Source organism: Micromonospora sp. HK10 (assembly GCF_000982955.1).
GTDB lineage: Bacteria > Actinomycetota > Actinomycetes > Mycobacteriales > Micromonosporaceae > Micromonospora.
On sequence record NZ_KQ058809.1, the window covers coordinates 37,360 to 62,353 of the forward strand.

The 24,994-nt window shown below is 69.7% G+C and carries 26 protein-coding genes; 6 read left to right on the plus strand and 20 right to left on the minus strand.

Translation table 11 applies throughout. The features are described from left to right. Positions 1–3 precede the first annotated feature (3 nt). Together LQ51_RS12580 and LQ51_RS33895 are read right to left on the minus strand one after the other, a co-directional pair. Positions 4–969 carry a hypothetical protein gene (locus LQ51_RS12580; RefSeq protein WP_046565374.1) on the minus strand — a complete coding sequence of 322 codons (966 nt, stop codon included), beginning with the start codon at positions 967–969 and terminating at the stop codon, positions 4–6. Between the two features lie 253 nt (positions 970–1,222). After that, on the minus strand, positions 1,223–1,558 hold the full coding sequence (locus LQ51_RS33895) for a hypothetical protein (RefSeq protein ID WP_046565376.1): 336 nt from the start codon (positions 1,556–1,558) through the stop codon (positions 1,223–1,225). A 22-nt stretch (positions 1,559–1,580) separates the two neighbouring features. Here LQ51_RS33895 and LQ51_RS33900 point away from each other — a divergent pair, with 22 nt between their 5' ends. From LQ51_RS33900 to LQ51_RS12600, 4 genes are all read left to right on the plus strand, one after another. Continuing rightward, positions 1,581–1,922 (plus strand): hypothetical protein, encoded by a 342-nt coding sequence (locus LQ51_RS33900; protein WP_231605722.1) that lies wholly within the window; start codon positions 1,581–1,583, stop codon positions 1,920–1,922. Between the two features lie 125 nt (positions 1,923–2,047). Next, positions 2,048–3,118 carry a 3-dehydroquinate synthase family protein gene (locus tag LQ51_RS12590; RefSeq protein ID WP_197087675.1) on the plus strand — a complete coding sequence of 357 codons (1,071 nt, stop codon included), beginning with the start codon at positions 2,048–2,050 and terminating at the stop codon, positions 3,116–3,118. Positions 3,119–3,146: 28 nt separating this feature from the next. Next, complete coding sequence (locus tag LQ51_RS12595) at positions 3,147–4,433, plus strand: aspartate aminotransferase family protein (RefSeq protein WP_046565426.1); 1,287 nt, start codon at positions 3,147–3,149, stop codon at positions 4,431–4,433. Next, positions 4,430–5,494: an alcohol dehydrogenase catalytic domain-containing protein gene (locus LQ51_RS12600; RefSeq protein WP_046565378.1), complete on the plus strand. Its 1,065-nt coding sequence runs from the start codon at positions 4,430–4,432 to the stop codon at positions 5,492–5,494. Before LQ51_RS12595 ends, LQ51_RS12600 begins: the two co-directional genes overlap by 4 nt. Here LQ51_RS12600 and LQ51_RS12605 read toward each other — a convergent pair. Together LQ51_RS12605 and LQ51_RS31230 are read right to left on the minus strand one after the other, a co-directional pair. Continuing rightward, entirely contained in the window at positions 5,466–6,191 is a 726-nt protein-coding gene (locus tag LQ51_RS12605; protein WP_197087677.1) for an SDR family oxidoreductase, read from the minus strand. The genes LQ51_RS12600 and LQ51_RS12605 overlap by 29 nt on opposite strands. Before the next feature lie 16 nt (positions 6,192–6,207). After that, positions 6,208–6,828 carry an SIS domain-containing protein gene (locus LQ51_RS31230; RefSeq protein ID WP_197087679.1) on the minus strand — a complete coding sequence of 207 codons (621 nt, stop codon included), beginning with the start codon at positions 6,826–6,828 and terminating at the stop codon, positions 6,208–6,210. A gap of 92 nt (positions 6,829–6,920) precedes the next feature. On the opposite strand from LQ51_RS31230, the gene LQ51_RS12615 reads away from it, so the two are divergent. Next, entirely contained in the window at positions 6,921–7,892 is a 972-nt protein-coding gene (locus LQ51_RS12615) for a phosphotransferase enzyme family protein (protein ID WP_046565380.1), read from the plus strand. On the opposite strand, the gene LQ51_RS12620 is transcribed toward LQ51_RS12615, so the two are convergent. From LQ51_RS12620 to LQ51_RS34365, 16 genes are all read right to left on the minus strand, one after another. Then, entirely contained in the window at positions 7,863–8,774 is a 912-nt protein-coding gene (locus LQ51_RS12620) for a glycosyltransferase family 2 protein (protein ID WP_156313061.1), read from the minus strand. The genes LQ51_RS12615 and LQ51_RS12620 overlap by 30 nt on opposite strands. A 262-nt stretch (positions 8,775–9,036) precedes the next feature. After that, positions 9,037–10,374 (minus strand): MFS transporter, encoded by a 1,338-nt coding sequence (locus LQ51_RS12625; protein ID WP_231605723.1) that lies wholly within the window; start codon positions 10,372–10,374, stop codon positions 9,037–9,039. Next, positions 10,371–11,699 (minus strand): APC family permease, encoded by a 1,329-nt coding sequence (locus tag LQ51_RS12630; RefSeq protein WP_082159394.1) that lies wholly within the window; start codon positions 11,697–11,699, stop codon positions 10,371–10,373. Before LQ51_RS12630 ends, LQ51_RS12625 begins: the two co-directional genes overlap by 4 nt. Further along, positions 11,696–12,220 carry a MarR family winged helix-turn-helix transcriptional regulator gene (locus tag LQ51_RS12635; RefSeq protein WP_046565386.1) on the minus strand — a complete coding sequence of 175 codons (525 nt, stop codon included), beginning with the start codon at positions 12,218–12,220 and terminating at the stop codon, positions 11,696–11,698. The genes LQ51_RS12630 and LQ51_RS12635 overlap by 4 nt, the downstream gene beginning before the upstream one ends. A gap of 187 nt (positions 12,221–12,407) precedes the next feature. Continuing rightward, positions 12,408–13,487, minus strand: coding sequence for a M23 family metallopeptidase (locus LQ51_RS12640; protein ID WP_046565387.1), 1,080 nt, complete (start codon positions 13,485–13,487; stop codon positions 12,408–12,410). Next, on the minus strand, positions 13,484–13,843 hold the full coding sequence (locus LQ51_RS12645; protein ID WP_156313062.1) for a hypothetical protein: 360 nt from the start codon (positions 13,841–13,843) through the stop codon (positions 13,484–13,486). Before LQ51_RS12645 ends, LQ51_RS12640 begins: the two co-directional genes overlap by 4 nt. A 128-nt stretch (positions 13,844–13,971) precedes the next feature. Next, positions 13,972–14,211, minus strand: coding sequence for a hypothetical protein (locus LQ51_RS12650; RefSeq protein WP_046565391.1), 240 nt, complete (start codon positions 14,209–14,211; stop codon positions 13,972–13,974). Then, on the minus strand, positions 14,208–14,468 hold the full coding sequence (locus LQ51_RS12655) for a C2 domain-containing protein (RefSeq protein WP_046565393.1): 261 nt from the start codon (positions 14,466–14,468) through the stop codon (positions 14,208–14,210). Before LQ51_RS12655 ends, LQ51_RS12650 begins: the two co-directional genes overlap by 4 nt. Then, entirely contained in the window at positions 14,465–15,067 is a 603-nt protein-coding gene (locus LQ51_RS31235) for a hypothetical protein (RefSeq protein WP_052744855.1), read from the minus strand. The genes LQ51_RS12655 and LQ51_RS31235 overlap by 4 nt, the downstream gene beginning before the upstream one ends. Further along, positions 15,067–16,917: a type IV secretory system conjugative DNA transfer family protein gene (locus LQ51_RS12665; protein ID WP_231605724.1), complete on the minus strand. Its 1,851-nt coding sequence runs from the start codon at positions 16,915–16,917 to the stop codon at positions 15,067–15,069. Before LQ51_RS12665 ends, LQ51_RS31235 begins: the two co-directional genes overlap by 1 nt. Continuing rightward, positions 16,917–18,278 (minus strand): hypothetical protein, encoded by a 1,362-nt coding sequence (locus tag LQ51_RS12670; RefSeq protein WP_231605725.1) that lies wholly within the window; start codon positions 18,276–18,278, stop codon positions 16,917–16,919. The genes LQ51_RS12665 and LQ51_RS12670 overlap by 1 nt, the downstream gene beginning before the upstream one ends. A 215-nt stretch (positions 18,279–18,493) precedes the next feature. Then, positions 18,494–19,963, minus strand: a complete 1,470-nt coding sequence (locus tag LQ51_RS12675; protein WP_046565398.1) for an SCO6880 family protein — start codon at positions 19,961–19,963, stop codon at positions 18,494–18,496. A 19-nt stretch (positions 19,964–19,982) separates the two neighbouring features. After that, positions 19,983–21,968 (minus strand): hypothetical protein, encoded by a 1,986-nt coding sequence (locus tag LQ51_RS12680; protein WP_156313063.1) that lies wholly within the window; start codon positions 21,966–21,968, stop codon positions 19,983–19,985. A 3-nt stretch (positions 21,969–21,971) separates the two neighbouring features. Continuing rightward, a complete protein-coding gene (locus LQ51_RS12685; RefSeq protein ID WP_156313064.1) occupies positions 21,972–22,664 on the minus strand; it encodes a hypothetical protein in 693 nt (230 codons plus the stop codon). Between the two features lie 12 nt (positions 22,665–22,676). Then, entirely contained in the window at positions 22,677–23,042 is a 366-nt protein-coding gene (locus tag LQ51_RS12690; protein WP_231605726.1) for a hypothetical protein, read from the minus strand. A gap of 5 nt (positions 23,043–23,047) precedes the next feature. Next, positions 23,048–23,920 (minus strand): MinD/ParA family ATP-binding protein, encoded by an 873-nt coding sequence (locus tag LQ51_RS34365; RefSeq protein WP_156313065.1) that lies wholly within the window; start codon positions 23,918–23,920, stop codon positions 23,048–23,050. A gap of 512 nt (positions 23,921–24,432) precedes the next feature. On the opposite strand from LQ51_RS34365, the gene LQ51_RS31990 reads away from it, so the two are divergent. After that, positions 24,433–24,873 carry a hypothetical protein gene (locus tag LQ51_RS31990; RefSeq protein ID WP_082159398.1) on the plus strand — a complete coding sequence of 147 codons (441 nt, stop codon included), beginning with the start codon at positions 24,433–24,435 and terminating at the stop codon, positions 24,871–24,873. The last annotated feature ends 121 nt before the right edge of the window (positions 24,874–24,994 follow it).

Genomic DNA, 24,994 nt, shown 5'->3' on the forward strand with positions numbered 1-24,994 from the left:
GCATCACAGAGCCGAGGTGATCGCCGCGGTGATCTGGTCGAGGCCCTGCTGCGCCAGCTCGCGCACCTCCTCGGTCGCCGCCTCGGCCGCAATCGGGAACAGGAAGCCCTTGACGGTCGTCGCCAGCCGGCGCAGCTTCCCCGGATCGGGCTGGTCCTGCTGGACCTCGGCGAGCACCTCATTCGCGGCGTCCTCGATGTCCTGCTGCTCCTGTGGGTTAAGCCCGTACGCGGGGAGTTGCTTGAGGATGGTGGCGACCGCTTCCGCGAGCGGCTGGAACTCCGGTGCCACCTGCTGGGTGATGTCCTGGTGCTGCGCCACGTCACGGTTGCCCCACGCCCACTGCCCGCCCTGGGTGTTCCCGTGGAAAACGGGCCCGTGGTTGATCGTCGGACCGTATCCGCGTTGGTCGCGCAGGTACTCCGCCACGTTGCTCTCCCAGTCCGTTACGCAGTCGATCCCGTCTGTGGTGATCTCGGCCCGCACCGGTCCGCGGAGCTGAGCGACTCTGACGCCTTTGATCAGCCGCTTGTCGGACAGGTACTCGGCCGCGTGCTGGATCTCCACGTCGGAGAACCGGGTGCCCTCCCACAGCGAGTCGTCGTCTTGCCCGAACTTGCCGGTGATCGGCATGTGTACCTGTGCAATTTGTTGCCGGTAGAACCAGCTCAGCAAGGCCGACCGGCACGCACGTGCCCGCAATGCCGGGTCCGCCCGCCGGCGGCGGCGCTCCCGGACATCGGCGATGCCGTACGCGGTGAGGACGGCGCACGGGTTACCCATGCCCGTGCCCTGATCACTCAGGAGCCCTTCGTCACGGCAGTACCAGAGCAGCGTGAACGCTCCGTCAAAGTCCAGGCCGACGCTCTCGGCGAACTCCATGATGGGTACGCTCTCGGTGGAGGCGCCGTTTGCCTTGTCGTAGACCCAATCCATGAGCTGGTCCCGGAATGCGACAGTCTCGGCCATAGCTGATCTTCCTTACGTTCGATGAGGGCCGCGGGAAATGGTACGGCCCACCACCGACAAAACCGGCGCAGATCGCTCGTACGGGTGTACGCATCTTCGGATTGACGCACTCGGGCCATGGCGACGTGCGCGAGGCTCGACCGAGTGGGCGCGGAGACGGCCAGGCCATTCGCTCACATGATGGCGGCGTCCGGCAGCGGGCAATGGCGCACCCGAGTGCCCATCCGGCCAACACACGCTTGTCGGGATTACCTCAGGCTCGCCACCCGGCCGGTCGGCTGCGACCTGCACCCGCATCGGCATTTGAGGGTGTATGGCGCCAGGACACTTCGATCCTCGTCCGCGCCACCGCCATCACCGACTTGCCGTTGGCGAGGGTGTGCCGGTAGCAGTCCGGCATCGGGAGCAATCCGACCTCGGCGATCGGCCGGTCGGCCAGAAACAGCCGCAGGCGGCCGTTCTCCACTCGGTACGGCGAGCTCGGGTTGATGCGTACCGAGACGACGGTGCGGCGAAGGTCGTACGGCACGACGGTGAGAACGATCCCCTTCGGGGGTTGCCGCAGCGTGGCGGTGCCCAGCTCGAGCAACGCCCGGTGGTCGAGCGAGAGATTGAAGTACGGTCGGTTTGACGTCGCCGCCCTCGTTGTCGGTCAGCGTCGAGTCGTCAAAGGCGAGTCCGCCGCGCAGCAGGTCCTCCTTGATGACCACTTCCCGCAGTACGTGCGGGAAACGACCGATCGGATCCTCGGCAAGATCGGTACGCAATGCCACAGCAACGAAGGCTCGCCGGGCGAAGAAGCAGCTCGTCGTCTGACCTATGGAATACCCTGCCGGATCATCGCGATGATGAGCGCCGCATCACCGTTCATCCGCGATGCTTGTGCCGGTGATCCGTTCGCGGACATCGCCTCACCGGACCGCCTCCGGCGGGGCAGAACCAAGCCGGAATGACAACCTTGCTGTCCCCGAATGTGACGGTTTCCGCAATATGTGGGGAACTTGGTCACGAGCCTGTACCCGACCACGTTCCACCTCGCTACGCTACGCCGAAGCCGTGCGTGCGGGGAGGGCAGCCGGTGCGGAACGAGACGCAAGGATTCGTCGTGCGATCGCATCGCGGCGAGTACGGCGTGCGACGAATGGCGACCTCGCTTGCGCTGCCGGCCACTCCGGGGGCTGCCGATCGACTCGTCGTAGACGCGCAGGTGCAGAGGCTGCACCCTTCGGTGAGCGGGCTCTTCGGTGCGACGCCGACCATGTCGGTAGTCGCCGACGAGAAGCTGAAATCGCTCGAGGGGGCGCTGTCGATCCTGTCGTGGCTGCTTGATACCGACTTCAACCGCGGTGGCACCCTTTACGTCGTCGGCGGTGGGACGGTTCAAGATGCAGCGTCGTTCGTCGCGTCCATCTTGCATCGGGGTGCCCGCTGGGTGTTCGTACCCACCACACTCCTAGCACAGGGCGACAGCTGCATCGGTGGCAAGTCATCGATCAATGTTGGCGGTTACAAGAATCAGCTCGGAACCTTCCACCCGCCGGCCGGAGTCGTCATCGACAGCGCCTTCCTCGCCACTCTGGCACCGCAGGAGATCCGCTCCGGCATCGGCGAGATGCTGCACTACGCAGTCCTCGGCGGTGACGCCGTGTTCACGCGATACGAGGCGGCTCTGGCGCGCGGCTGGGAGCGGCTCGACACCGACGAGCTGACGGCTCTGGCGATGGAGGCAATCGCGGTCAAACGGGAATTCATCGAGGCCGACGAGTTCGATGTCGACGTCCGCAAGAACCTGAATCTTGGGCACACCTTCGGCCACGGCATCGAATTCGCTTCTTGCGGTGCTGTCCCGCACGGCGTCGCGGTCGCGTACGGCGTCGACCTCGCGACCTCGTACGCGTACGAGAGGGGTCTGCTGAGTGCCGCGAAGCGCGACCGGATCGGGAAGGCCGTGCTGCAACTCGTGGACGGAAGCGAGCTCCGGCCGCTGACCGGCTCGCAGATTCTCGACGGCATTGCGAAGGACAAGAAACGCTCCGGTGGCGAAGTGGAGCTTGTCCTGATCGAGGATCTCAAAAAAGCGGTCCGCGTCAAGGTGCCACTCGACCAGCACCTCGGACTCTTCCTCGACAACTATCTCGACAAATGGTGAACAGCGGCGCTGAGCGTGGAGTGTGTGCGTGGATCGGTACAGCGGATCTCATCAGTACTACGACCGGGCGAAACGCTCGCTGGCGCGTGGTGTGTCGTCGGCGATGAAGGCTGCCCAGGCTCCCGTCCCGATCTGTGCCGGCCGCGGAGCCGGCAGCCGGGTCTGGGACGTCGACGGCAACGAGTACGTCGACTTCGCCCTCTCCTTCGGCCCGATGCTTCTCGGCCAGTCTCCCGCGGTCGTTCTGGAGGCGGTCCGCACCCAACTCGACCTCGGCGTCGGATTCGGCGCAGGGAACCGCCACGAAGCACCGCTCGCCGAACTCGTCTGCGAGATCGTCCCTTCGGCCGAGCTCGTGATCTTCAGCAATACGGGCACGGAGGCCGTGCAGGCCGCCCTGCGGGTGGCACGGGCGGCAACGGGGCGCACCCGGATCATCAAGTTCCGCGGCCATTACCATGGCTGGCTCGACTCGGTTCACGTCGCCATTCCCGGTCTGCCGGGCGACGGCCCAGGAACCGAGGGCCAGGATCCGTGGGGTGCCCATCGGACGACGATCTGCGAATGGAACGACATCGGATCCCTCACCGCCGCGTTGGCCGACGACGTCGCCGCAGTGATCATGGAACCGATCAACATCAACGGTGGCTGCTTCATGCCCAGCCCGGGCTATCTACATGAGGTGCGGCGTCTGACTCGCGAAGCCGGCGCCCTGCTCGTCTTCGACGAGGTGATCACCGGATTCCGGGTCGCGCTCGGGGGTGCGCAGGAGCTACTCGAGGTCACGCCGGACCTGACGGTTCTTGGCAAAGCATTCGGTTGCGGTTTCCCGATCAGCGCCGTCTGCGGGAGACGAGAGATCATGTCCGTGGTCGCGACCGGCAAGGTCTCGCACATGGGGAACTTCAACGGCAACCCGCTCGCAGCGGCCGCTGGTCACGCGGCGCTCAGGCACCTCCGAGACAACAGCGAACAGATCTATCCGAGGCTCGAGTCCTCGATGAGGATCGTCGCCGACGCGTTCGACCGCGCCAACGTCGACCACGGCCTGCCGCTGCAGTTCAACCACACAGTTGGCGCCGGATTCGGCTTCGTGGCCGACCAGCCCGTGCGGACCCACGAGGACCGCCTCCGGTCAGATTCGGATGTCTACGCACTATTCGCAGCTCGCATGCTCGACAAGGGTGTGCTGATCCCGACACGCGGCCTGTGGTACGTCTCCACCGAGCATTCCGACCAGGATCTGACGCTCGCCGCGGAAGCCGTCCTAGACGCCAGCCGCGAGTTGGCTGACGAGGCCGGAGCCCTCTCGTGAAGGCCGTGGTCGCAACGGCCGCCGGCAGGGACCGGGTGGAGCTGCTCGATGCCCGCGAGCCTGTGTGTGGACACGAGCAGGTCATCGTGCGGGTCGAGGCCGTGGGAGTCTGCGGCAGCGAGGTCCACATCCAGCACGGCACCATCTCGTGGGACATGGCCTACCCGGTAACGCTCGGCCACGAGTTCTCCGGCGTGGTCGTCGAGGTCGGAGAAGAAGTGACTGGCTTCGCTGTCGGCGACCGCGTCGTGGCGGAGACGGCCGCAGAGATAGACACGAGCTCCGAGTGGAGCCGAACCGGGTTCTACAACCTCGATCCGCACCGACGAGGCTTCGGAGCCCGCGCCGACGGCGCCATGGCCGAGCGCGTAGCGGTGCCTGAGCGGTGCCTGCATCGGCTTCCCGACGAGGTCTCCTTCAAGCTGGGCGCCTTGACGGAGCCGATGTGCGTCGCCTACCAGGCAACGTGCGTGCAGACCCGGATCCGCCCGGGAGACGCTGTGGCGGTTGTCGGCGCGGGGACGATCGGCTTGCTCAGCGCGTGGCTGGCGACTCGCTCGGGGGCCGGGCCGGTGATAGTGATCGGACTGGCCCGTGACGCCGCGAGGATCGACACGATGAAGGCCCTGGGCGTCACCGGCTTCGCGACGTCCACCGAGGATGCCCGCGAAATCCTCCAAAGCCATGGTCGCGATGGCGTCGACGTTGCGATCGATGCCGCCGGAGCCAGCGCGGCTCTGCGAACCGCCCTGGATCTGACGCGACCGAACGGGCAGGTGACGAAAGTCGGCTGGGGGCTGGAACCGTACGCGTACTCCCTCGACCCGATCGTGGCGAAACAACTCACGCTGCGGGGAAGCTTCTCGCACACCTGGGCCGTGTGGGAACGGGTCCTAGCGCTGCTAGCGCGCGAAACCAGCCGGGTCGTCGAGCAGATCGTCGGCTGGGAAGGGCCACTAGACGAGTGGGCGACCGGCTTCGCGCTCCAGTCAGACGGTTCCGTGATCAAGGCGATGCTCCGGCCGCACGCGCTCAACGACCGCCGGCAACGTCCAGGATAGTGCCGACGCAGTACGAAGCTGCATCGCTAAGCAGCCACAACACCGCCTCCGCAACCTCCGAAGGCTCGGCAGCGCGGCCCAATGGGATCCTGGTCTCCATATCGCGTACCCGGCTGAGCTGCCCGTTCCTCTCGTGGATCTCCGTCAGGGTCGTGCCGGGTCGCACCACGTTCACCCTGATGCCCTCGCCGGCGACCTCGCGGGACAAGCCGATACCCAGGCTGTCGACGGCGCCTTTGCTGGCTGCGTAGTCGACATATTCGCCAGCTGATCCGATGCGACTCGCCGCTGAGGAGACGAGCACTATCGCGCCGCCATCGTGTCCGTCCGACAGCGACATTTCCCGGACGGCTGCACGGCAGCAGAGGATCGTGCCGAGAACATTCACATCGAGGACCCGACGGATCCGGTCCAGCGTGAAATCTCTCAGCGGCAGTGGTGGAGCGACGATGGCGGCGTTCGCCACGAGACCTCGAATCGGTCCGAGATCCCTAGCGACCTGGAAGAGTGAGGTGACGTCGGCCTCGCGGGAGATGTCGGCCCGCACGGCCCGGGCCCGACCGCCCCGCTCACGGACTTCTTCGACGAGCGCGTCGGCCCGGTTCCCGGCCTCGAGGTAGGTGAAACAGACGCTCCACCCCTGTGCGGCAGCACCGCGAACGACTTCGGCCCCAATACCCCGGCTCCCGCCGGTCACCACCAAGACTTTCGAATTAGCTGGCATTGGCGAACTCGGCGGGTGGATTCGTCTGGTCCTCGTACATGAACGTGCAGTACATGGCATGCATGATCGCCGACGCTAAGTCCTCGGCGATTCCAGGCTCCAGAGAACCGAGAACAATCGGGTGGTCAGCCAACCGCGCCGCCGTACTTTCGTGAGAGCCCACCAAGGCAATCACAGGAACACCGATTTCGGTGGCAGCGACGATCGCATTGTTAACATTCACGCTCTCGCCGGAAACCGAAAAGACACACAGGACGTCGCCGCTGCGGGCATTGCACTCGAAGATCACTCGAAGCGCGTTCTCGGCACCGAAATCATTGGCAGCGGCGCTGAGCATGGCGGCATCCGCGCCGAGACAGGATGCCCGGAAGGGCCTGCCCCCGGAGCGTCTGGTATTCAGCGTCAACCCGATCGCAAGGTGCGACGCCAGGGTACCGCTGCCGCCGTTGCCGGCGGTCCACACCATCGCATCTCGGCGTCGAGCTTCGGCGAGCACCCTGACCGCCTGGTCGATTGCGGCCCCGTTCACGACTGCGGTTGCTCGTCGCCAGCTGTCAATGTAAGTTGTCGCAAAACTCACGCTTTGCCGCCCATCCGTCGTGACCCGCATGCTATGCACCTTGCATGGACGATTGTGGCCTGCGGCGACACGACTTGCCAGCGGAAGGAGGGTGTGCGCCATTGCCCCATAATAATATTTACGTGCCGCCGCAGCGAATTGGCATCAAGACGCTCACCGCCGACGACGCGGCCCGCGCGGGCGTTCTGGTGGAGGCCGCCCTGGAGGCTTTCGGCCTCGACGGCTATACCGTTGCGTCCCTGACGAGGCACTCGAACGTGACGGCACGGCTGGTTTCCGAGGACGGCCCACCGCTCGCGCTGCGGCTGAGGAGCGGACCGACCGTCGACGGCCGGACCGAGTTCGAGTGGTTGAGCGCGGTACGGCGCGGCACCGATGTTCGTGTCGTCGAACCGTTCGCCGACGACTTCCACCGCAACACCCGGGTCGTCGTTGACGCCGACGGCATTCCCGTCGAGTGTGCCCTCTTCCACTGGGCCGCCGGCCGGCCGCTCGCGGCCGACCTGAGCGAGACGAACTACCACAAGCTGGGCTGGATGAGCGCCTCGCTGCACGAATTCGCGTCCAAATGGGTCGCGCCGCCCGGCCTCAAGCCGCTCGTGTGGGACCGGACGATGTACTATGCGGGAACCTCGCTGGTGATCACGGATCCTCGCCACCGTGAGTACGTTTCCCGGCACGATGCCCAGACGGTTGCAGCGGTTGCCGAGGAAGCCGATGCCGAGCTGGGCCGACTCGCCGAGTGTCCGGACCGGATCTTCCTCCACGGCAACATCGAGATGTGGAACGTTCTGACGACGAGTCCGGGCGAGCTGCGGCTGCTCGACTTCGAGGACGTGATGTTCGGGCATCCGGTACTCGACATCGCGATCACGTTCTACTACGGCCGCGAACGCTCGGATCACCCCTTGCTGTGCCGCGCCTACGAAGCCGGCTACCGCAGCGTCCGTGCATGGCCGGTGCGTGATTCCCGTCAGATGGATCTGCTCACCGCCGCCCGGGCCGCGATGCTGCTGAACCACGCCCTGCTCACGGAGAAGGAGAAGCGGCCGGTCACCGATCGGTTACTCCCGTTGATCCTCGCGGCGGCGTGAGGGCCGCGAACCCGGATGCAGGAACCAGTCCGTCATACCGGCGGCCCAGCCGGCTATCCAGGCGAGTTCTCCCCTGACTCTGAACCGCCCGCCACCGAGCATCGTCCTACCGCGTCGCTTGAGCGCATGGACGAGTTTCCAGAGCATGTACCAGTCGCGCTGGGCGAGGTACTTGCCGTAGTAGGCGCCCTGACCCCGGCCGTACGCGTAACGTAGGGCGACGTAGTCGGCCTCGGTGCGCCAACTACGATGGCGTACCAGCGCACCAGGCTCGAAGACTATCGTGTAGTCCGCGCGAAGCAGCCGGTAGCCATAATCGTTGTCCTCCGCAGAGGGAAAACGCGTGCCCGGACCGATACGGGTGTCGAAGGGCCCGATCTCCGCATGGGTCGCCGCGCGAAGGGCGAAGTTGAAGGTGGCGAGCGGGTCGGTGGTGGTACGACCGCTGAACGTCGCAGGCTTCTCGCTGGTGTGGAGCGACGGCGCGAAGGCGCCCTGTTCCTCCGCCTCCCCGGCGATCACCCGACCGGTGATGACCGCTTTTGGGCCGGCGGCGACGAGCGCCCGCACGATCGCCTCGAACCAGTCCTTGTCGACGATGCAGTCATCGTCGATGACAACGATGACCGGATGGGTCGCGTGCCCGAAGGCAATGTTCCGGCTGCGGCTGAGACCGGCCGTGTCCGACTTTATGTACCGAAGGGTGACTGATTTCGGCACCTGCAGCGCGGCCATCTCCTCATTGGGGACATCGCTCTGGTCGACGACAATGATCTCGTCCGGCGCCCGCGTACCCTCCAGAACGGATCGAACGGCGTCGAGAAGAAGCTGCGGGCGATTACGCGAGCTGATCAGAAGGCTGACTGGCAGATCGTCGATCATCTCCACCTCCGGCAGGCCGGACGATCAGATTAGCCGCCGTCGGCGGCTGAACCAAGGCGCCCTTGCCGACGAGCGAGGCCTGTCGCTGGCCACGTTGATCAATGATCAGGTGTGCTCTCATCGGATCCGTGCACTGGCAGGCGTCGTCTGGCGAGTGCACGAGCAGTCCTCCCGGCCCGGTAGACAAGTCGCGTTGAAGCCCGGAGCCAGTCAGGCGTAGGGCCAGTCCGGGCCGAGAGGGCTCTCTCGTACATCCTCACTGTCAGGAGTGCAGTCGCCAGGCCGCTGCGGCGGCTGCAGCAGGCAGCAGTGCGGTGATGGCCAACGCGGCGGCTGGTCCGTTTGGCTGCCACAGGGCGGCGCAGAGCGCGGTGCCGCCACCACCGCCCACGAAGGTGGCCAGGGTGAGCAGCCCGATTGCGCCGCCGCGGCAAGGTGGCGGGGCGTGTTTGGTGGCTTCTGCCGTGAGCAGCATCTGCGCGATCGCCGAGGCGGCGAACGCGGCCGTGGCGGCGGCCGCGACGCCGATCGGACCGGTGTCGACGGCCGCGTAGCACAGCGTGCCCGCGAACAGCAGGCTCACCGCCGACAGGACGTATCGGGCAGGCAGGCGGCGGGCGGCGGCTGAGGCGCCTCGGGCCAGCGCGGCACCAACGGCGGCGCCGGGCAGCAGGAGCAGCCCGATGTGCGTGGTGCCATAGCCGAGCTTCGTCAGTAGGTGGGGCGCCGCGTAAAGGATGGCGAACAGGCCGGCGTAGACGCCCGCGCCGGCGAGCGCCGCGCGCCGAAACCATGCGGCCGACAAGACGCCGTCGAGGACGAACCCGCCGGGGTGGCGTCGGCTACGGATGGCGAGGATGAGCCCGGTGGCTGCGGTGGCGGCAGCCGTCGCCGTAATGGTGACCGCGCTGGTGTGTTGGGCCGCGGTTTGGGCGGTCAGGAGGAGTCCGGCGGCGACGACCGCGAGCAGTCCCGCTCCGAGCCAATCCAGCGGTTCTCGGTGTCGTCGTGGGGTGGTAAGGGGCCAGCACAGCGGGATTGCGGCGATGGACAGCACGGGCAGGGCGAGTGCCACCCGCCACGACCAGGCCACTGCCACTGCCCCGGCCAACGGCGCGGTGGCACTGAATACGGCTAGGCAGGCGCCGAACCGGGCCAATGCCGCCGGGCGTTGCGACGCCGGCAGGTGGGCGGCCGTCGCGAGTGCGGTGGCTTGGGCCGCGCCGGAGCCCACCGCCAGCAGGATTCGACCGGTCACGACGGCGGCCAGGTTGGGGGCGACCGCGCACGCCAGCGCTCCGGCGGTAAGCAGTGTGACGGCGATCAGCATGACCGGGCGGCTGCCCCACAGATCGGTGATGCGTCCGGCAGTGACCGCACCGACGCCGATGCCCATGGCGTACGCGGTGAGGATCCACGCGAGCGCTGGACCGCTGGCGTGGAGATGCTGGGCGGCGGCCGGGAGCGCGACGGCGGCGGCGCTGACGCCGTAGACAGCGGGCCCGTAGAGGACGCCCAACCGCCACCCGGGTCCGGGTGCGATGGGCACTTTGTTACGGGGAACGGCCTCCTCGGCCAGCATGGTGGTCCGCCGTGTCATCGGATCCCCACCTTCGCCGCTGTCCCAGGGGCACGGACATCGCCGACAGGGGCTCGGCGATCAATCCCCCGGGCGGCGGCCCGCATGGCGGCCGCAGGGCTGGGAGATCGATGCAGCCGTGCCAGCACGACGACGGCGATGGCGGCAGGAGCCAACAGGAAGGGTCCGCTCAGCGCGACGATGACCGCGACCGCCAGAGCGGCCACCGCCGCGCTGACGCGCCAACGCGCTACCGGCAGCAGCCGCACTGCCGCAGCGAGGCCGACCACCGTGACGCAGGCGAGCAAGGCGGCGAACATGCGCACCAGCAGATCCACGGTGACGATGCCAGGAGCGACTGCGGCGATCACCGCGACGACGGCTCCGGCGGCGGCCTGCACGGCGACGCTGCGCCAAGGGACACCCTGGCGAGCCACCGCGATGCGAGAAGGTAGGACGTGGTGACGGGCCAGGGACACACCGGCCCGTGCGCCAGCGGCGACGAACGTGAAGCTGGCGCCGAAGGTGAGCAGTACCGCCAACACGGCGACCGTTCCGGTCGCCCACGGCTTTCCGGTTGCGCCGAGCAGGTGTATCAACGGCACCGGTGTGTCACCGGCGGTGTCGCCGAGAACCCCGACGGTGCAGATCGCCAACCCGGTGTAGAGCACGATGACGACGCTCAGGCTCGCGACTGCGGCCCGTCGCACCTGCCGGGGGTGAGTGAACTCCGCTGACAGGTTGGCGGTGGCCTCCCAGCCGCAGATGGCGGCGAACAGCACGGCGGCGGCGCTGCCGACGCCGGCGGCTCCGTGGGGCGCGAACGGCGTGAGTCGTTCGGTGTCGACGCGGGGTCCGGCCACGGCGATGACCGCGACGAGCAACGCCACCAGGGCTGCGGTCAGCGCTAGGTGCAGCCGGCCGGACAGGCGTAGCCCCATGAGATTCGCCCCGTACACCGCGGCGAGGAGCAGTGCGGAGATGCCGGCGACCGTGGTGGGTGAGGCGTCGAGCACGGCTGCGGTGTAGCGAGCACCGGCGATCGCGCCCGCGACTACCCCTACCGGCACCGCCGCATACAGCCAGCAGCCGACGACGGCGGCGGCGGGGGTGCCAAAGGCCCGGCTAGCGAACGTCGCTACTCCTCCGTCGTCTGGGTAACGGGCGCCGAGGGTCGCGAACGAGGTGGCGATGAGCACCGAGACGGCCATTAGCGCTGCCCAGGCCAGCAGCGACGCCGGTCCTGCGGCGCGGACGGCCAGTGCGGGCAGGACGAGGACTCCGGGGCCGAGGACCGCGCCGATACATAGGGCGGTTCCTCGTGCCACACCGATGTTGCCGGTCACCGGGCGTCCTCCCCGCCTCGGCTGGCGTCGTCTGGGCGGGAGCGCGTGGCCACCACGCGCAGCACGTGGGCGATGTTGTCTCTTGGCGGCATCCCTGGGCCGGCGAACAGCTCCGCCTGCCGGGCGTGCACGAGGCGTTGCAGTTCCCGGGCAAGGTCCAGGCCGGCCTGCGTGGGTCTGACGACGACGCGCCGGCGGTCACGCTCGTGTAGCTGGCGGCGCACGAGGTCCCGGTCGACGAGCATGCTGAGCGTGTTGGTGAGGGTGGCCTTGGCGATGCCCACCTCCACGGCGATGGCGCGGGGCTCGACCACTCTGCGGGCGCAGATGAGCACCAGCACGTCGTAGCTGGTCCAGGTCATGCCCGCCTCCCGCAACACCGTGCGTTCGAGATGCGCGCGGACGGTGTTCGCGGTGCGGCATAGCTGCGCCACTGCGTCCGGGCGCGGCGGCGGTGCCGGTCGAGAGTTGACGGGTGGGCGGTAGACCCCCGCGATCTGCCGCCGGGTGGAGGCGCTCATCGTGGCCTCCGCAGGTGTCGCGGTCGGCGCAGGGTGTGCCGGTTGCGATGTTGGCCCTTGCTGCCGGCGCGGTCGGCCGGTGGCGGCGGTTCAGGTGTGGGCAGGCATGGATGCTGGTTCTGGTCGATGCGCATGTTTCACCCCCGTGATGTGTGCGCGGTCGGATGTCGTGGTGCGAGGTCGGGCCTCACCTGCTCTCGTCGAGCGGGGCGCCGCGTTCGCGCATGAACGGCACCGGGTCGGTGGAGTTGGCGTTGCTGAGGTCGCAGCGCGATCCGTCGCAGACCGCCTGGTGGGTTTCGAAGTGCAGGTGCGGGCCGGAGGAATGGCCGCTGGTGCCGACCAGTCCGATCGGCTGGCCCGCTTGCACGGTGTCGCCGACGCGTACGTCGGGGCGGCGGACCATGTGGCAATACCGCGTGCCGTAGCCGCCGGCGTGCACCAGGTCCACGTACCAGCCGCATCCGCGGGTGCTCGGACTGCCGTCGATGTCGCAGTTGCCGGTGCCGGGGTCGCAGCCGGACCACACCACCTCGCCGGCGCTGGCCGCGCGGATGACGGTGTTGCGGGCGCCGATCAGGTCCACGCCAGCGTGCAGCCGTCCAGCCCGTGGCCCGTAGCCGCTACCCACGGCGGCCTGCACGGGCAGTGTCCATCCCGACGCCGCTACGTTCGGGGCGCTGCCGCAGACGGCGAGGCTGGCACCGGGCAGGTCGCTGATCGCGGCGACGCCGGTCACGGCCGCGACGATTTGCTCGGCGTCCTGCTCGTATTCGCCGTACTTGTCGGGGAAAGCCGAGACCTGGACCCGTTGCGCGGCGACGGTCAGTGGCAGCTGCTGCCAGTCGGGGATGCGCAGCAGCTTGTCGTAGAACTTCCCGGCGGCGTAGACGGGGTCGAGGATCTGGGCCGGGGTGCCCCATCCCTGGCTGGGCCGTTGCTGGAACAGGCCAACGGAGTCGCGGTCGCCGCCGCGCAGGTTCCGCAGGCTGGACTCGACCATGGCTGTGGCCACCGCGATGACCCAGCCTCGGGCCGGTATCCCCCGCTGCTGGCCGACTGTGACGATCGTGGCCGCGTTGGTGACCTGCTCGCTGTTCCACCGGCCGACCCCGCCGCGCGTGCCCGCGCTGCTCGGGCTTTGTCCAGCGGCGGGGGCGCAGGCTGCGGCTGGCGCCTCGGTGATCACCGACGCCAGCGGCAGACCGCACACCAGCAGCAGCGCAGCCACCACGGCGACGCCGACGCCGGCCCGCTGCCCGTTCATCGCCGGGTGTCCTTCGGCATGCCGAGAGTGGCCACCAGCCAGCGTTGGCCGTCGCGTACGCACACCACGCGCAGCACGCCCGCGTCCGTGCCGACGTCGACCTCCGCCCGCCCTGGGGTGGTGGTGACGACGCGGCCGGGTGCGGTGATCCGGGTGGCGGGCACGTTGGCCGGGTCGACGGTGTCGAGCAGGTCCGCATAGCCGCGCACGGCGTACGGGCGCACGTCGGCGCGCCACTGGCCGGCCGGCAGGTCCGGGCGTGCCCACTGGGCGACGAACCGTGTCGCCGCGGCCGCGGCTGCGGGGTCCGCGGCGGTGGATCGAGTGGGCAGGACACCGTCAGGGTCCGGAAGCATGTCGGCCGGCGGTGTCACCGCCGGAGGGCTGCTCGCCTGCGGGGCGGCAGCTCCGGTCGTACGGCTGGTACAGCCAGCCGCCAGCAGCATCGCAGCCACCAGGAGTGTGCCTCGGCTGCGAGTGCGGGTCATGCCTGCTCCGGGGGCTCGTGGGGCGCCGGGTCCCGCGCTGGCGGGGCGCCGAGCGCGGCGTTGACGCGCTGCCCGAGCAGACGCAACCGGTGGTGGACGTCGATCAGCGCCGCACGTCGCTGCGCGGTGGGATGCCGGCTGGCGGCGCCAACGAGGGCACCAATGTCGTCGCGCAACTGGGTAAGGCTGCCGCTGATCGCCGCGAGGGGAGCGTCGAACGAGGTGCTGGTAGTCACTCGTCGACGTCGCGGGTGTAGTCGCCGTCGAGGTACCCGTCGCTGGCCCAGTCCAGCTCCGTGTCCCGTCGTGTCTGCTCGTCGATGTCCGTCCACTGCTGCCTCTCTTCCTGCTGGTCGTCGCGCCAGGTGTCGCGTGCCTCGTGGATGCCGGCGATGAAGTCGTCGAGGGTGTCGAGCCCGACGCGCAGGCCCGCCAGCGCGGCCTCGAACCGTTGCCAGTCCCAGACGCTGGTGATCTCGGCTGGGTGTGTCATCTGCTGCCCCCTGTCTCCTGGGCCGCCGCCGCAGGCGCCGGCCGTGCGCGGATGTCCTCGCTGACGGCGTCATCGGCGATGTCCGGCCAGGGCTGGGCCCAGACGGTGTCCAGGCTGCGGGGGGTGTGCTGGCCGTGCCGGCAGCGGGTGGTGTCCCACTGCTGCCATCTGGTCCGTGCGCGGTGCAGCGCCTCGTGCCACCGCAGCGGCGCGTCGGGGTCCGCCTTGGCCGAGTAGGCGTGATGCCACGACACGGCCAGAGCGGTCAGCTCCTCCACCAGGGCCGGATGCGCCGGCCAGCACGCGCCGAGGTCCTGCGCCAGCCCGTACCGGTCGGACAGCCACCGGGTCCAGGCGATCAGCCACGCCCACAGCTCGCGGGCGTCATCGCGGTGAAGGTCCCGCCAGCAGTGCCGCGCCGGCACGAACCCGGTCGGGCTGTCGAGCGCCTCGACGCGCTCGGACAGCGCCGCGTGGGCCTCGGCGAGCTGTTCCACCGCGCCGCGCAGCGTGTCGATCAGCCCGGCCAGCTCGGCGGTCGCGCGCTCCTGCGGCGACGCCTGCTCTGGGATGTCGAACAGGAAGGTCCGATCTGGCATCAGAGTGCTCCCCGGAGTCGCGCGGTGAAAGCGGCCTGTGCCCTCTGGAAGCGGTCGGCGTCCGGGCGTTCCCACCAGGCGGGTTGCACCACCTCGACCGGTGGCATGTTGCCCAACAGCACCAGGGCATGCCCGGCCGGCAGCGTGCGCAGCTCCGCCAGGTCGACCAGGTGCTCCCGGCGGGTGTTCTCCTGCACGCTGGCCCGGCCGCCGCCCCAGGACGCCGCCGACGACAACTCCTGAACCTGCCCGAGCAGCGACTGTGCGTCCTTGAGCGCGTTGACGTCCTGGGTGCCGCCCATCACGAAGCGGGCGTTCGCGCCGTCGCGTAGCGCTTGGCCGCCGTCGCGGCCCCACCGTTCTTCCAGTTGGTGGGTGTTCTGGCAGGCGATCGACAGGGCGATGCCGGCACCGCCACCCTCGGATGCCAGCGCGGGCAGCGACGGCAGCGGCGCGATGTTGGTGATCTCGTCACCGATCAGGTACAGGCAGGGCTCGACCCGCCCGCCCGGTGCGAGGAACGACCGTTGCAGGGTGCGGTAGATGATGTCCTCGGCGATGGCGGCGAACAGCGGCGCGATCAATGCCTGCCCGGCGCGGGTGCCGACCAGGTAGAGGGTGCCGGATTCGTCGAGCCACTGCTCGGGGTGGAACTGCTGCCCGCGCGGCGGTGAGCACGCGTGCAGGATGCGGGGGTTGCTGAACGCGTCGAGCGCGCCGAACACCACCGACTGGATGGCGTCGCGGCTGCGACCCGTGGTCTCCCGGTGGAACGCGAGACGGTCGGCCCACACCGTCTGCCCGTGGTGGCGCAGAATCCGCTCGGCGCGCGGGTCGGAGGGGTTGGCCGCCCAGCTCGCCACGTCGGTCATCGTGGCGCGCTCGTCCAGGGCGGCGGCGTGCAGCAGACCGCGGATGATCGACGCGGCCTGATCCTGAAAATATTGGCCGTTGTCGACGCTTCCCTTGAGGCCGGCGCCGGCGGCGAAGCCCTTGGCGCGCAGCGCCGCGATGTCCGGATCCTCTGCGCCATCGATGGGTGACCAGCGCAGTCGCGGCACCCCCGGCACCTGGCCCTGCGGCTCGAAGATCCACGTCGGGCCGACCTGCGCGCGCAGGTCGTAGGTGACCGATGCGACGTCGAGGCGGGTGGAGGTAGAGATGACCGCGCCGCGGGCGTCGGCGACCCTCGGGATGATGTAGCGGGAGGTCTTGTTGGCGAACCTGGCCGCGCCGGCGAGCAGTTCGGTGTACTCGTTGGCCAGGTACAGCGGCTCACCCGTCAGCGCATGGTGGCCGAGCAGCCGGGCCACCTCCAGCGGGTCCGCGCGGCGCCGCTGCTTCACCGTGACGGTTTCGGGTGGGTCGGTGTCGCGGATGGTCAGGCCCGGCCGCAGCACGTCGACGCGGCGCAGCACCGCCTCGGCCGTCACCACCCGGTCGAGGTCCTTACGGCCGGCGAAGCCATGCCGGCGTACCCACCGCCGCGCCACCCGCATCGTCACCGCTGCGATGCCGACGACAGTGGCGCTGAGCAGAACGACCCACAGCCCGTACAGCAGGGGCGCTGGCGGCAGCGTGTCACGGGCGGCGGGCGGCCACGCCCGCGCCGGGTCGCCCGGGTTGGTGATGAGCCGCACGGCGATGCCTGGGGCGTCCGCTGGTGAGCTGTCCGGCCAGGCCGCATGGGTGAGCAGCCCGCCGGCCTGCCCCGCGAGCCACAGCGTGACGGTGCCCGACAGCACCAGCAGCGCCACGATGCCCGCAAGCGCCAGTCGGGCCAGGATGTCGGCGCGGGCCACCCCCCGGCGGGGCAGCCGGTGTCCCGGAGACATGAGTGAGCCGGCCATCACCGCACCTGCCCCACCACGACGGCCGGCTCCCCCGGCGACGGCGCCCCCTCCGGCTCAGGCTCGGGGGTTTGCCGCATCCGGCTGTCGGTGTCGACCATGCGCCGTTCAATCGAGGAAAGCTGGTGCTTGACGACGTAAGAGCGCAGCCCGACCTTCCACAGCCCGACGCCGCGGCGCAGGTGCAGCAGGAGGTTGGTCTCCACGTCCGTGGTGCCCAGGAACTCGCGTGCCGATTCCAAGGAGCCGGGCGCCTGCCGGTAGGACACCCGCACGCCGGTGTCCTCGATCAGCCCTCGGGCGATGCGGACCTGCTCGGAATCGGCGCTGCCGCTGGCCGACAGATCCGTGAAACGGTGGAAGGCCAGGATGTTCGCCGTGCCGAGCGCTCGGGCGAGCTTCAGCTGCTCGCGCATACGCCTCATCAGCCCGAGGTGGCGGCTGACCAGCGCGAACTCGTCGTACAGGCAGACGCGGGCCGGGGCGTTCGGGCGAGTCAGCTCGGCCTCCAGCCACGACTGCGCGCAGGTCATCGCCATCGCGGTCATCTGGTCCGATGCGCGGACTGCCCGCAGGTCCAAGATCGCGCCCGGCTGGTCGAAGTCGATCGCCAGCGTCGACGCGGCCGGTGCGTCGAAGATCCCGCCGAGCGCGCCGGTGATCAGCCGTTCCAGGGCCAGGCGGACGCGGCGGCTGTCGGCAGTGAACTGGTCGACGTCGTAATGCACCCCGGCCAGCCGATGCGCCCACCGGGCCGGGTCGCCCATTGCAGTCAGGACCCGGGACAGGGCCGGGGTGGCCATCCGGTCCGGGCTGGTGCCGTCGTCGGCGCGGGTGACCGCGTCGAGGGCGTATTCGACCAACGATCGTTCCGCCTCGCTCAGCGGGCCGCCGAGCTGGATCTCCAACAAGCCTTCCAGCAGCAGCAACCTGCGTGCCCGCTGGATCTGCAACCACTCCGCCTCACCCTGATCGGGCAGTCGGCGGATGCCCGCCAGAGGGTTCATCACCACCCCGGAGCCGGGGCCGACCCGCACCGGTTGGATGCCGGCTGCGTCGGCAAGGGTGTCGTACTCGCCCTTGACGTCGACGATGTAGAACCGCACCCCGAACGGGATCCCGCGGAACGCGATGGTCTTGAGCAGCGACGACTTCGCCGATCCGATCTCTCCGGTGACCACCATGTTGGGGGCGCTGAGCACGCCCGCCCGATACAGCTCGTGCACGGAGAACACGAACCCGGCACGGGAGTACACCTCCTGTCCGATCAGGGGCCCGTCCACACCCAGGCCCGGGTCGGCGACGAACGGGTAGACACTGCACAGTTGCGCGCTGGTGGTGACCAGCGGCGGCAGCCGCAACCGCCAGAACACCCGTCCCGCGGCCCGTCCAAAGGCCCCCCGCCCGTCTACCGAGGGCGGGCCCAGCAGCTGCTCGGTCAGCCGCCGCAGTGCCCGCTGCTCCCGTGCCAGGTCCGCCTGGGCCGCCGCGAGGTCGCGCCGGGCGGCGGAGTCCGCAAGGCGTTGCGACCACGACCCTTCTCGGCGTACCCGGGGCGTGTCCCTGCGTGTGCGGGTCATGCGAACCACCCCCGCATCGGCTTTAGGCCGCGCGCCAGGGGCAGCGCCCCGGCCACGAATGCTTGGTCCTGCTCGCCGTAGAGCACCACCGCCTGGCAGCCGCACCGTGCCAGCACCCGCCTGACGGCGCGCACGTCGTGGCGCAGCTGCTCCGGGCTGTCGGCCGTCACGGTGACCAGCACGGCGTACCGGTAGCGGACGTGCCCGGCGGCTTGCTCCCGGTCGACCTGCTCGACCGCGCGGGCTTCCTCGTCCTCCCGGGCGGTGCGGACCAGGCGCATCCGCCGCTTGGTCACCTCGTCACCGGCGCGGGCGACCTTGTCTCGTCGCGTCGCCAGTTGCGCCAGCTGCGCCGGCACCGGCTCAGCAACCACGGCGACGGTGCGCCGGCCGACGGTGCGGGTGAACAGCGGCGTCATCCACGTCATCGGCACCGGCTGGCGGGGCATCTCGTACACCCACAGCGTCTGCGAGAACCCGGAGTCATGCCGATACGACGACCAGCCCACCGTCTCTGCCGCTACCGGCCCCGCCGTGTGCGGCGCCACCTCGAGATCGGTGTCCTCCGGGTCGAACTGGCCACGCAGCACCGCCGCGTACTGCCGGGGCGTCAACCAGCCGCCGGTCTCGATGCCGGCTTCTCGCACTGCCGCCCGAACACCGGTCAGCTTGTCCAGCACCACCGTGGCGATAGCCGCGTCCGTGCCGCCCGCGTCGGCGACCTCTCCGGACAGCTTCCGCACGTCGAACACCACGGTCAGGAACACGTCGTGGCGCTGCGTGCCAGGCCCTGCCGCCGCAGTGAGCTCGGCCAGCGACCGGTACGCCGCCGTGCCGGTGTCGACCGCCTGCTTCGCGAGGTACCGCTGTGCCCGGTTGCTGACGTCCGGCACCGCTCGCGCCGTCAGCGACCACCGCGCAAGGCCGCTGTCGGCGTACTCGGTGCCGAGCAGGTTCGCCACGTCCGCCCACGCGGTGAGCCGCTGATGCTGCACCGACGTGTCCGCCAGGACGAGATTGCTGCCCGCGCACGCCAGCGTCGCGGTCACGGTGCCTTCCCGCCGGTGGTGCAGCAACCCCACCTCGGTCAGCCCGTCCGCAGCCACCGCCGGTAGCCACTGGTAGCCGGCCGCCGGGCCGGGCAGGTGCAGATGCTTGGTGCCTGGATTCGCCGCCCACACCGTGCCGCGGTAGCGGTCCTGCCGGGCTACCCGCTGCGCCAACGCCCCCGCGACGATCGGCGTCCACTCGGTGACTCGGCGACCCCGAATCCGCAACAGCCCCACCGTGAGCAGCAGCACCGCCGCCAGCAGCAGACCACCGGCGGCACCCTGCCGGCCGACCGCCAGCATGTTCGCGGCGATGACCAGGCAGATCACCCCAGCCACCGCCGTGCCGATCTGCCCCCAGGAGAAGCCCAGGATCGACCCGCGGGTGGACCGCGGAGGAAAGTGGAACTGAGTCACGCCCTACTCCTCTGCTCGCCTAGACGGGCACGATCGGAATCTCGGCGGCTGCACCGGCAGCGGCGGCACCGCCCTGCCCGCCCGCCGCCCCGCCCGCCTGGCCGGCAGCCGGGCTACTGCTCGTCGGTGTCGCGCCTCCGCTACCGGCCTCGTCAACCGGCAGCTCAGGGCTGCCGCCAAGACCCGGCGCGCCGCTGCCAACAGACGGTGGGCTGCCTGCGACCGGGGCATCAGTTCCGGTGAACGCGGTTGCCTGCTCGCGCGCCCCCTGCGGGGTAACCGGCAGCGCACCCTGCTCGCCGGTGGCGTCGCCGGGCAGCGTGAGCTGGCCGTGGGCCACATCGCCCTGTGCTGTGCGCGAGTCGCGCTCCACCCCGGCGGCCTCGTCGGCGTTCTCGCCCCCGCCCTGCTCGCCACCCGCCTGCCCGGCGGGCTCGCCGAACTGGTCACTGTCCCCCCGGCCGTGCAGAGCCTCGACCGTGTCGGGTAGCCCGGCGAGCGCGCCGATTGGCCCGCCGGGGTTGGTCGGGCTGGTGGGGATGGCCTCGGAGTTGCCCTGCATCAGCGAGGCCGCGTCCATGTCGCCACCGCCGCCGCTCAACGGCTCGGCCAGACGCCGCGAAGCGGCGTCCATCCCCACAGCCGTGGCCGCCGAGGTCAAGAAACCGCGGGCATCGACGTCGGCGAGGTAGCCGTCCCACATGCTCGTCAGCCGCAGCAGGATCCACGGCGCGAGGACCATCAGCACGATGATGAACAGGCCGCGCAGCACGTTGATGAGGTTGTCGCTCTCGTAGGTGGTGCGGGTGCCGTAGATCCACAGCGCGGCGATGAAGAACTTGCTGCTGGCCAGCGCGTTGCAGGTCCAGAACCACTTCCGGCCCCATGCGCGGGTCTCGGCCATGACCTGACCGGTCATCGCCATCGCCCCGAACAGCGCCGCACCGGCGGCCAGCAGCGACCGGAACAGCAGCATCACGAACACCAGCACCAGCCCGATCACGCCAACGATCGCGACGATGAAGGCCAGCAGGATCGTGCCGGTGTCGGCGGTGAGCGTGTTGAGCGCGTCGACCCACATGCTCGGCTGCCAGTCCCGCTGCTGGTTGCGGGCGATCAACGCCACCGTCGCCTCGTCCCAGGCCGCCATCAGCAGGTACGCGATACCGCCAGCGAACGCGATGCCGAACATCGCCCGAACCAGCCCGCCCAGGCTCGACAGCGGCCCAGGTCCATTCAGCCGCAGCCCGTTGATCGCCGTCGAGAGCACGAAGACCACCAGCACCACGACGATCAGCACCCCGCTGATGTCGTTGTAGACGCCGTAGAACGGTTCGTCTGCGACGGTGGAGGACTGCGTGAACACCACCTCGGCCAACTTGCCCAGCGCCCACGCGAACCCTGCGACGGCAACGTCGGCCAGGCCCTCGAAGCCCGTACGGGCCGCCTCCTTGACCTGCGCTCCCACCTTGCAGGAAACGTCCACTAGGCCACATTCCGACGATGGCTTGAGTGACGACGACGCCACCAGCACCGGGCTTAGCGCGCGGCAGCGGTCCGCTTTCGCCTTCCACCGCTCGGCGTTCGCCTGGTCCTGCGTTGCCTTCGCGTCCAGACGCTCGCAGCGCACCGGCTGCTCACCAGCGGCAGGCAGGCGCTCGTCGAGGACCGACGGCGTGCCGTCCGGCGGCGGTGACTGCACGGTCAGCGCCACCGCGTCGCAGCGTTCCTGATCCGCGGCGCCGGCCGCCGCGCTGCACACCGTCGTCCAACCATCGCCCGCACGCCACCGCGCCCATGGCAGGCACCAATTCACCTGCGGCTGTGCCAGCGGCTCCGCACCGCTACCGGGCCGGCCATCGGTTGAAGGTGCTGAGCAGGCCGAAGCCGACGGCGACGGAACCGGCGTCGGAGCTGCCGCAGCCCGTCCCGCAGCAATCAGCCCGACCGTCGTCAGCGACAGCGCCGCCAGCAGCAGCCGCAGCGTCGCGGGCACCACGGCCATCCGTCACACCGTCCCCGGCGCCCACGAACGCGCGCTGAGCACGTTGGCGAGGGGCTGCATGTCCCGCGGTCCGCCGTCGCGGCGCGCACCGCGCTGATCCGGAGGCGGCACCGGCAGCGGACGCTCCGCTGTCACCAGCCGCCACCGGCCCTGCGACCACCGCACCGTCACCGGCTGCACGTACCAGCCGCCTGCCAATCCGGCCTTCGGATCCGCAGGGCTGCTGGTCGTGGCGCCGCTCAAGGTGCAGACGAGCATCCGCACCGATACCTCGCGGTCCTCGGGCACCACCGCGTCGAGGTCCGCGTCAGGCACCCAGACCCGCGCCACGACCGTCTGCGAGATCGTCTCTCCGTGCGTCGCCGGCCCTACGAGGGGCTGCACCGCCGATCCGGCTCCCTCGGCGGCGATCAGGTCCAACACTGCCTGTCTGCTCGTCGCAGACCGCGTACCGGCAGAGGCCAGCGCCTGCGTGTACGCCGCCGCCGCGTCTCCGCCGCCGCGAGGCGTGCCCGGGAAACCCACCGGCACCCCGGCCTGCACGCGCTCGACATACCGCGCGATCACCTGCCGCTCTGGCGTACTCACACGCCCGGCGGCGAACACCGCCACACCGGCGAGCGCCACCACGACCAGCACTGCAGCCACCATCGACATCCGGCGGCCGGTGGTCGGCTTGAACTCCGCTCTGCTCATGACCGCCACCTGCTAAATCTCGGTGAGCAGGAACGCGATGATCGACGTGGCTGACCCGACGACGATCGCCACCAGGCCGGCTTTCCACATCATCGACTTCCCGCGATCACTGATGATGTGCGCGCCGAAGATCGGGCCGATGCCGAACGCGATCGCCCCCGCCGCCAGCCCCGCCACCGCCGAGATCACACCGAGGAACAGCGCGGCGTTGGCCAGCTTGTAGAACAGGTCCGACCGCGGCACAGCCGACGGGTCCGGGCTGATCCGGCTGAAGTCGAAGCCATCACCCGACGGCTCCGGCGTCGGCGTCGGCGTCGGCGCCAGCAGCGCCGTCACCGCCGGGGCACGCACCGTCAGGGCCGCCGCAAGCTGATGCAACACGATTACTCCTCCCCGTTTGAATCCGGCGATCCAGTGCCGGAGAAAGCCGCAGGCTCGACCGGGCACCGGTCGATCACCGCTGCGGCAACCTCGGTCAACGCCGACCGAGTGGCCTTACTCAGCGCCCGTGGGTCGAGCGGATCCGCCCGCGCAAGCCCCGGGTCATACGGCACCCGCACCAGCTCCGCAGCGGCCTGCCGCGCCAACTGCTCCACCGCCCGCACCTCGCGAGCCACTGATGGGGAGGTCACCATGACCACCACCACTGCTCGGGCTGGCACATGCGCAAGGCCCGCCGCGCGCATGTGGGCCAGCAGCCGCAGCGTGTGCTGCACCCCGTCCACCGTTGCCCTCGACACCAGCACCGGCACCGTCGACCAGCCCAGCGCCCGCCACGTCGACGTGCTGTCCGCCGAGGGCAGATCCAACAGCGCCAACCGGTAGACCGACCGCAGATGGCCGATCACGCCGAACATCTCCGGCCACGTCGGTGGGCGCCGCTGCGCGGTCAACTTGCTCTCCCCCACCAGCACCCGCAGCCCCGTCGGCCCTACCTGCGTCAACCGCTCCGCAGCCCCGATCTCCGTCAAGCCGGCATCCGCGGCCACCGCGTCCCACACCGTCGACGAGCTGCGCCGGGCCACCCGATGCTCCAGGCCACCCCACGCCCGCAAAGTCGCGTCGACCGCCACCACCGGGTCGGGAACAGCAAGAGCCAGCAGCCCGCCCAGCCCGACGGTCAACACCGAACGGCCCACACCGCCGTCCGCTGAGGACACACACACCAGCGGACAGCCCGATCGCAGCGACGCCGCCCGCCACCACAGCCTCTCCACCCGGTTTCCCGCGCCGAACTCTCGCGGAATCTCCCGCACCGCCGCCTCACCAACAAGGCGCGGCCCCGAAGGCACCAAGGCCAGAGCCCGGGCGGCAACCTCCTCGGGGGTGGGAGCCGGCGGGAGGGCCCTCTCCCTACCCGCCGGCTCCCCCTGCTCACCGCCACGCCCGCCCAAAGGCGCGCGGGCGGCGAGCTGTTCGGGCTGCTCGTCCGATGGACCTTGCACGTCCGCCTCCCCGTAAGGCTTGCCGTACAGCACAGACCGACGTCGACATCGACGCGGCCGGTCCCCCGTTACTGTCACGACCTGGACGCTGACCAGACGAAGCAGGCCCTACAGCGACGACGCGTCCCCTCCTACGCCGCCGCCCGCGTGCCGGGATGCCATCTCGCGCACGGCGACCCGATCCGCTACGCTCCAGGCAACTCCAGTTCGGGTTCAACCGAACCGCAGTTGCGAAAGCGATACTGAGAGCTAAGCACAGGTCACAGAAGAGCGTCAACCGCAGTTTTTGTTGTGGCCAACTGTGGTTGGAGTTGGGGGACTCCATGAAGGACACACCAGCCGACCAGGCCGAGGCCGCAGCCTCACACCTGATCCAAACGAGGCTCCGAACCCTCTTCGAGGCCCGCACCGAAGGTCGGCCACCTTACACAGAGGCCGAGGTTGCCCGGGAGCTCACCAAGGCCGGCCACCGCATCACCGCCGAGGGCATCCGCAACCTGCTGCGCGCACCTCGAATCAACCCCAAAGCATCCACGCTCCGCGCGCTCGCCCAGTTCTTCGACGTGCCCGCCGGCTACCTCCTCGGCGACCAGGAAGAACCCGAAGAACACAGCCGGCGCGTCCGCGTGATGGCGCGATCCATCACCAGGCTCTCACCCGCCGCCCAAGACGGCATCGCCGTGATCATCGACAACCTTCTACGAGTTGAGGAAACAGCCCGAGGGGGGCGACAGCAAGACGCCAAGCCACCAACCTGGCCCTGAGCAGGAACCAGGCGGCTCAAGGCAATAGGCCCACATCTGCTAGGGGCCCTCGCAGCCGGCGACGTCGGCCGCGGCCTGCGTCCAGCCTCGCCAGTCCCAGGTTGCGTCCGCTGGAGTGGTG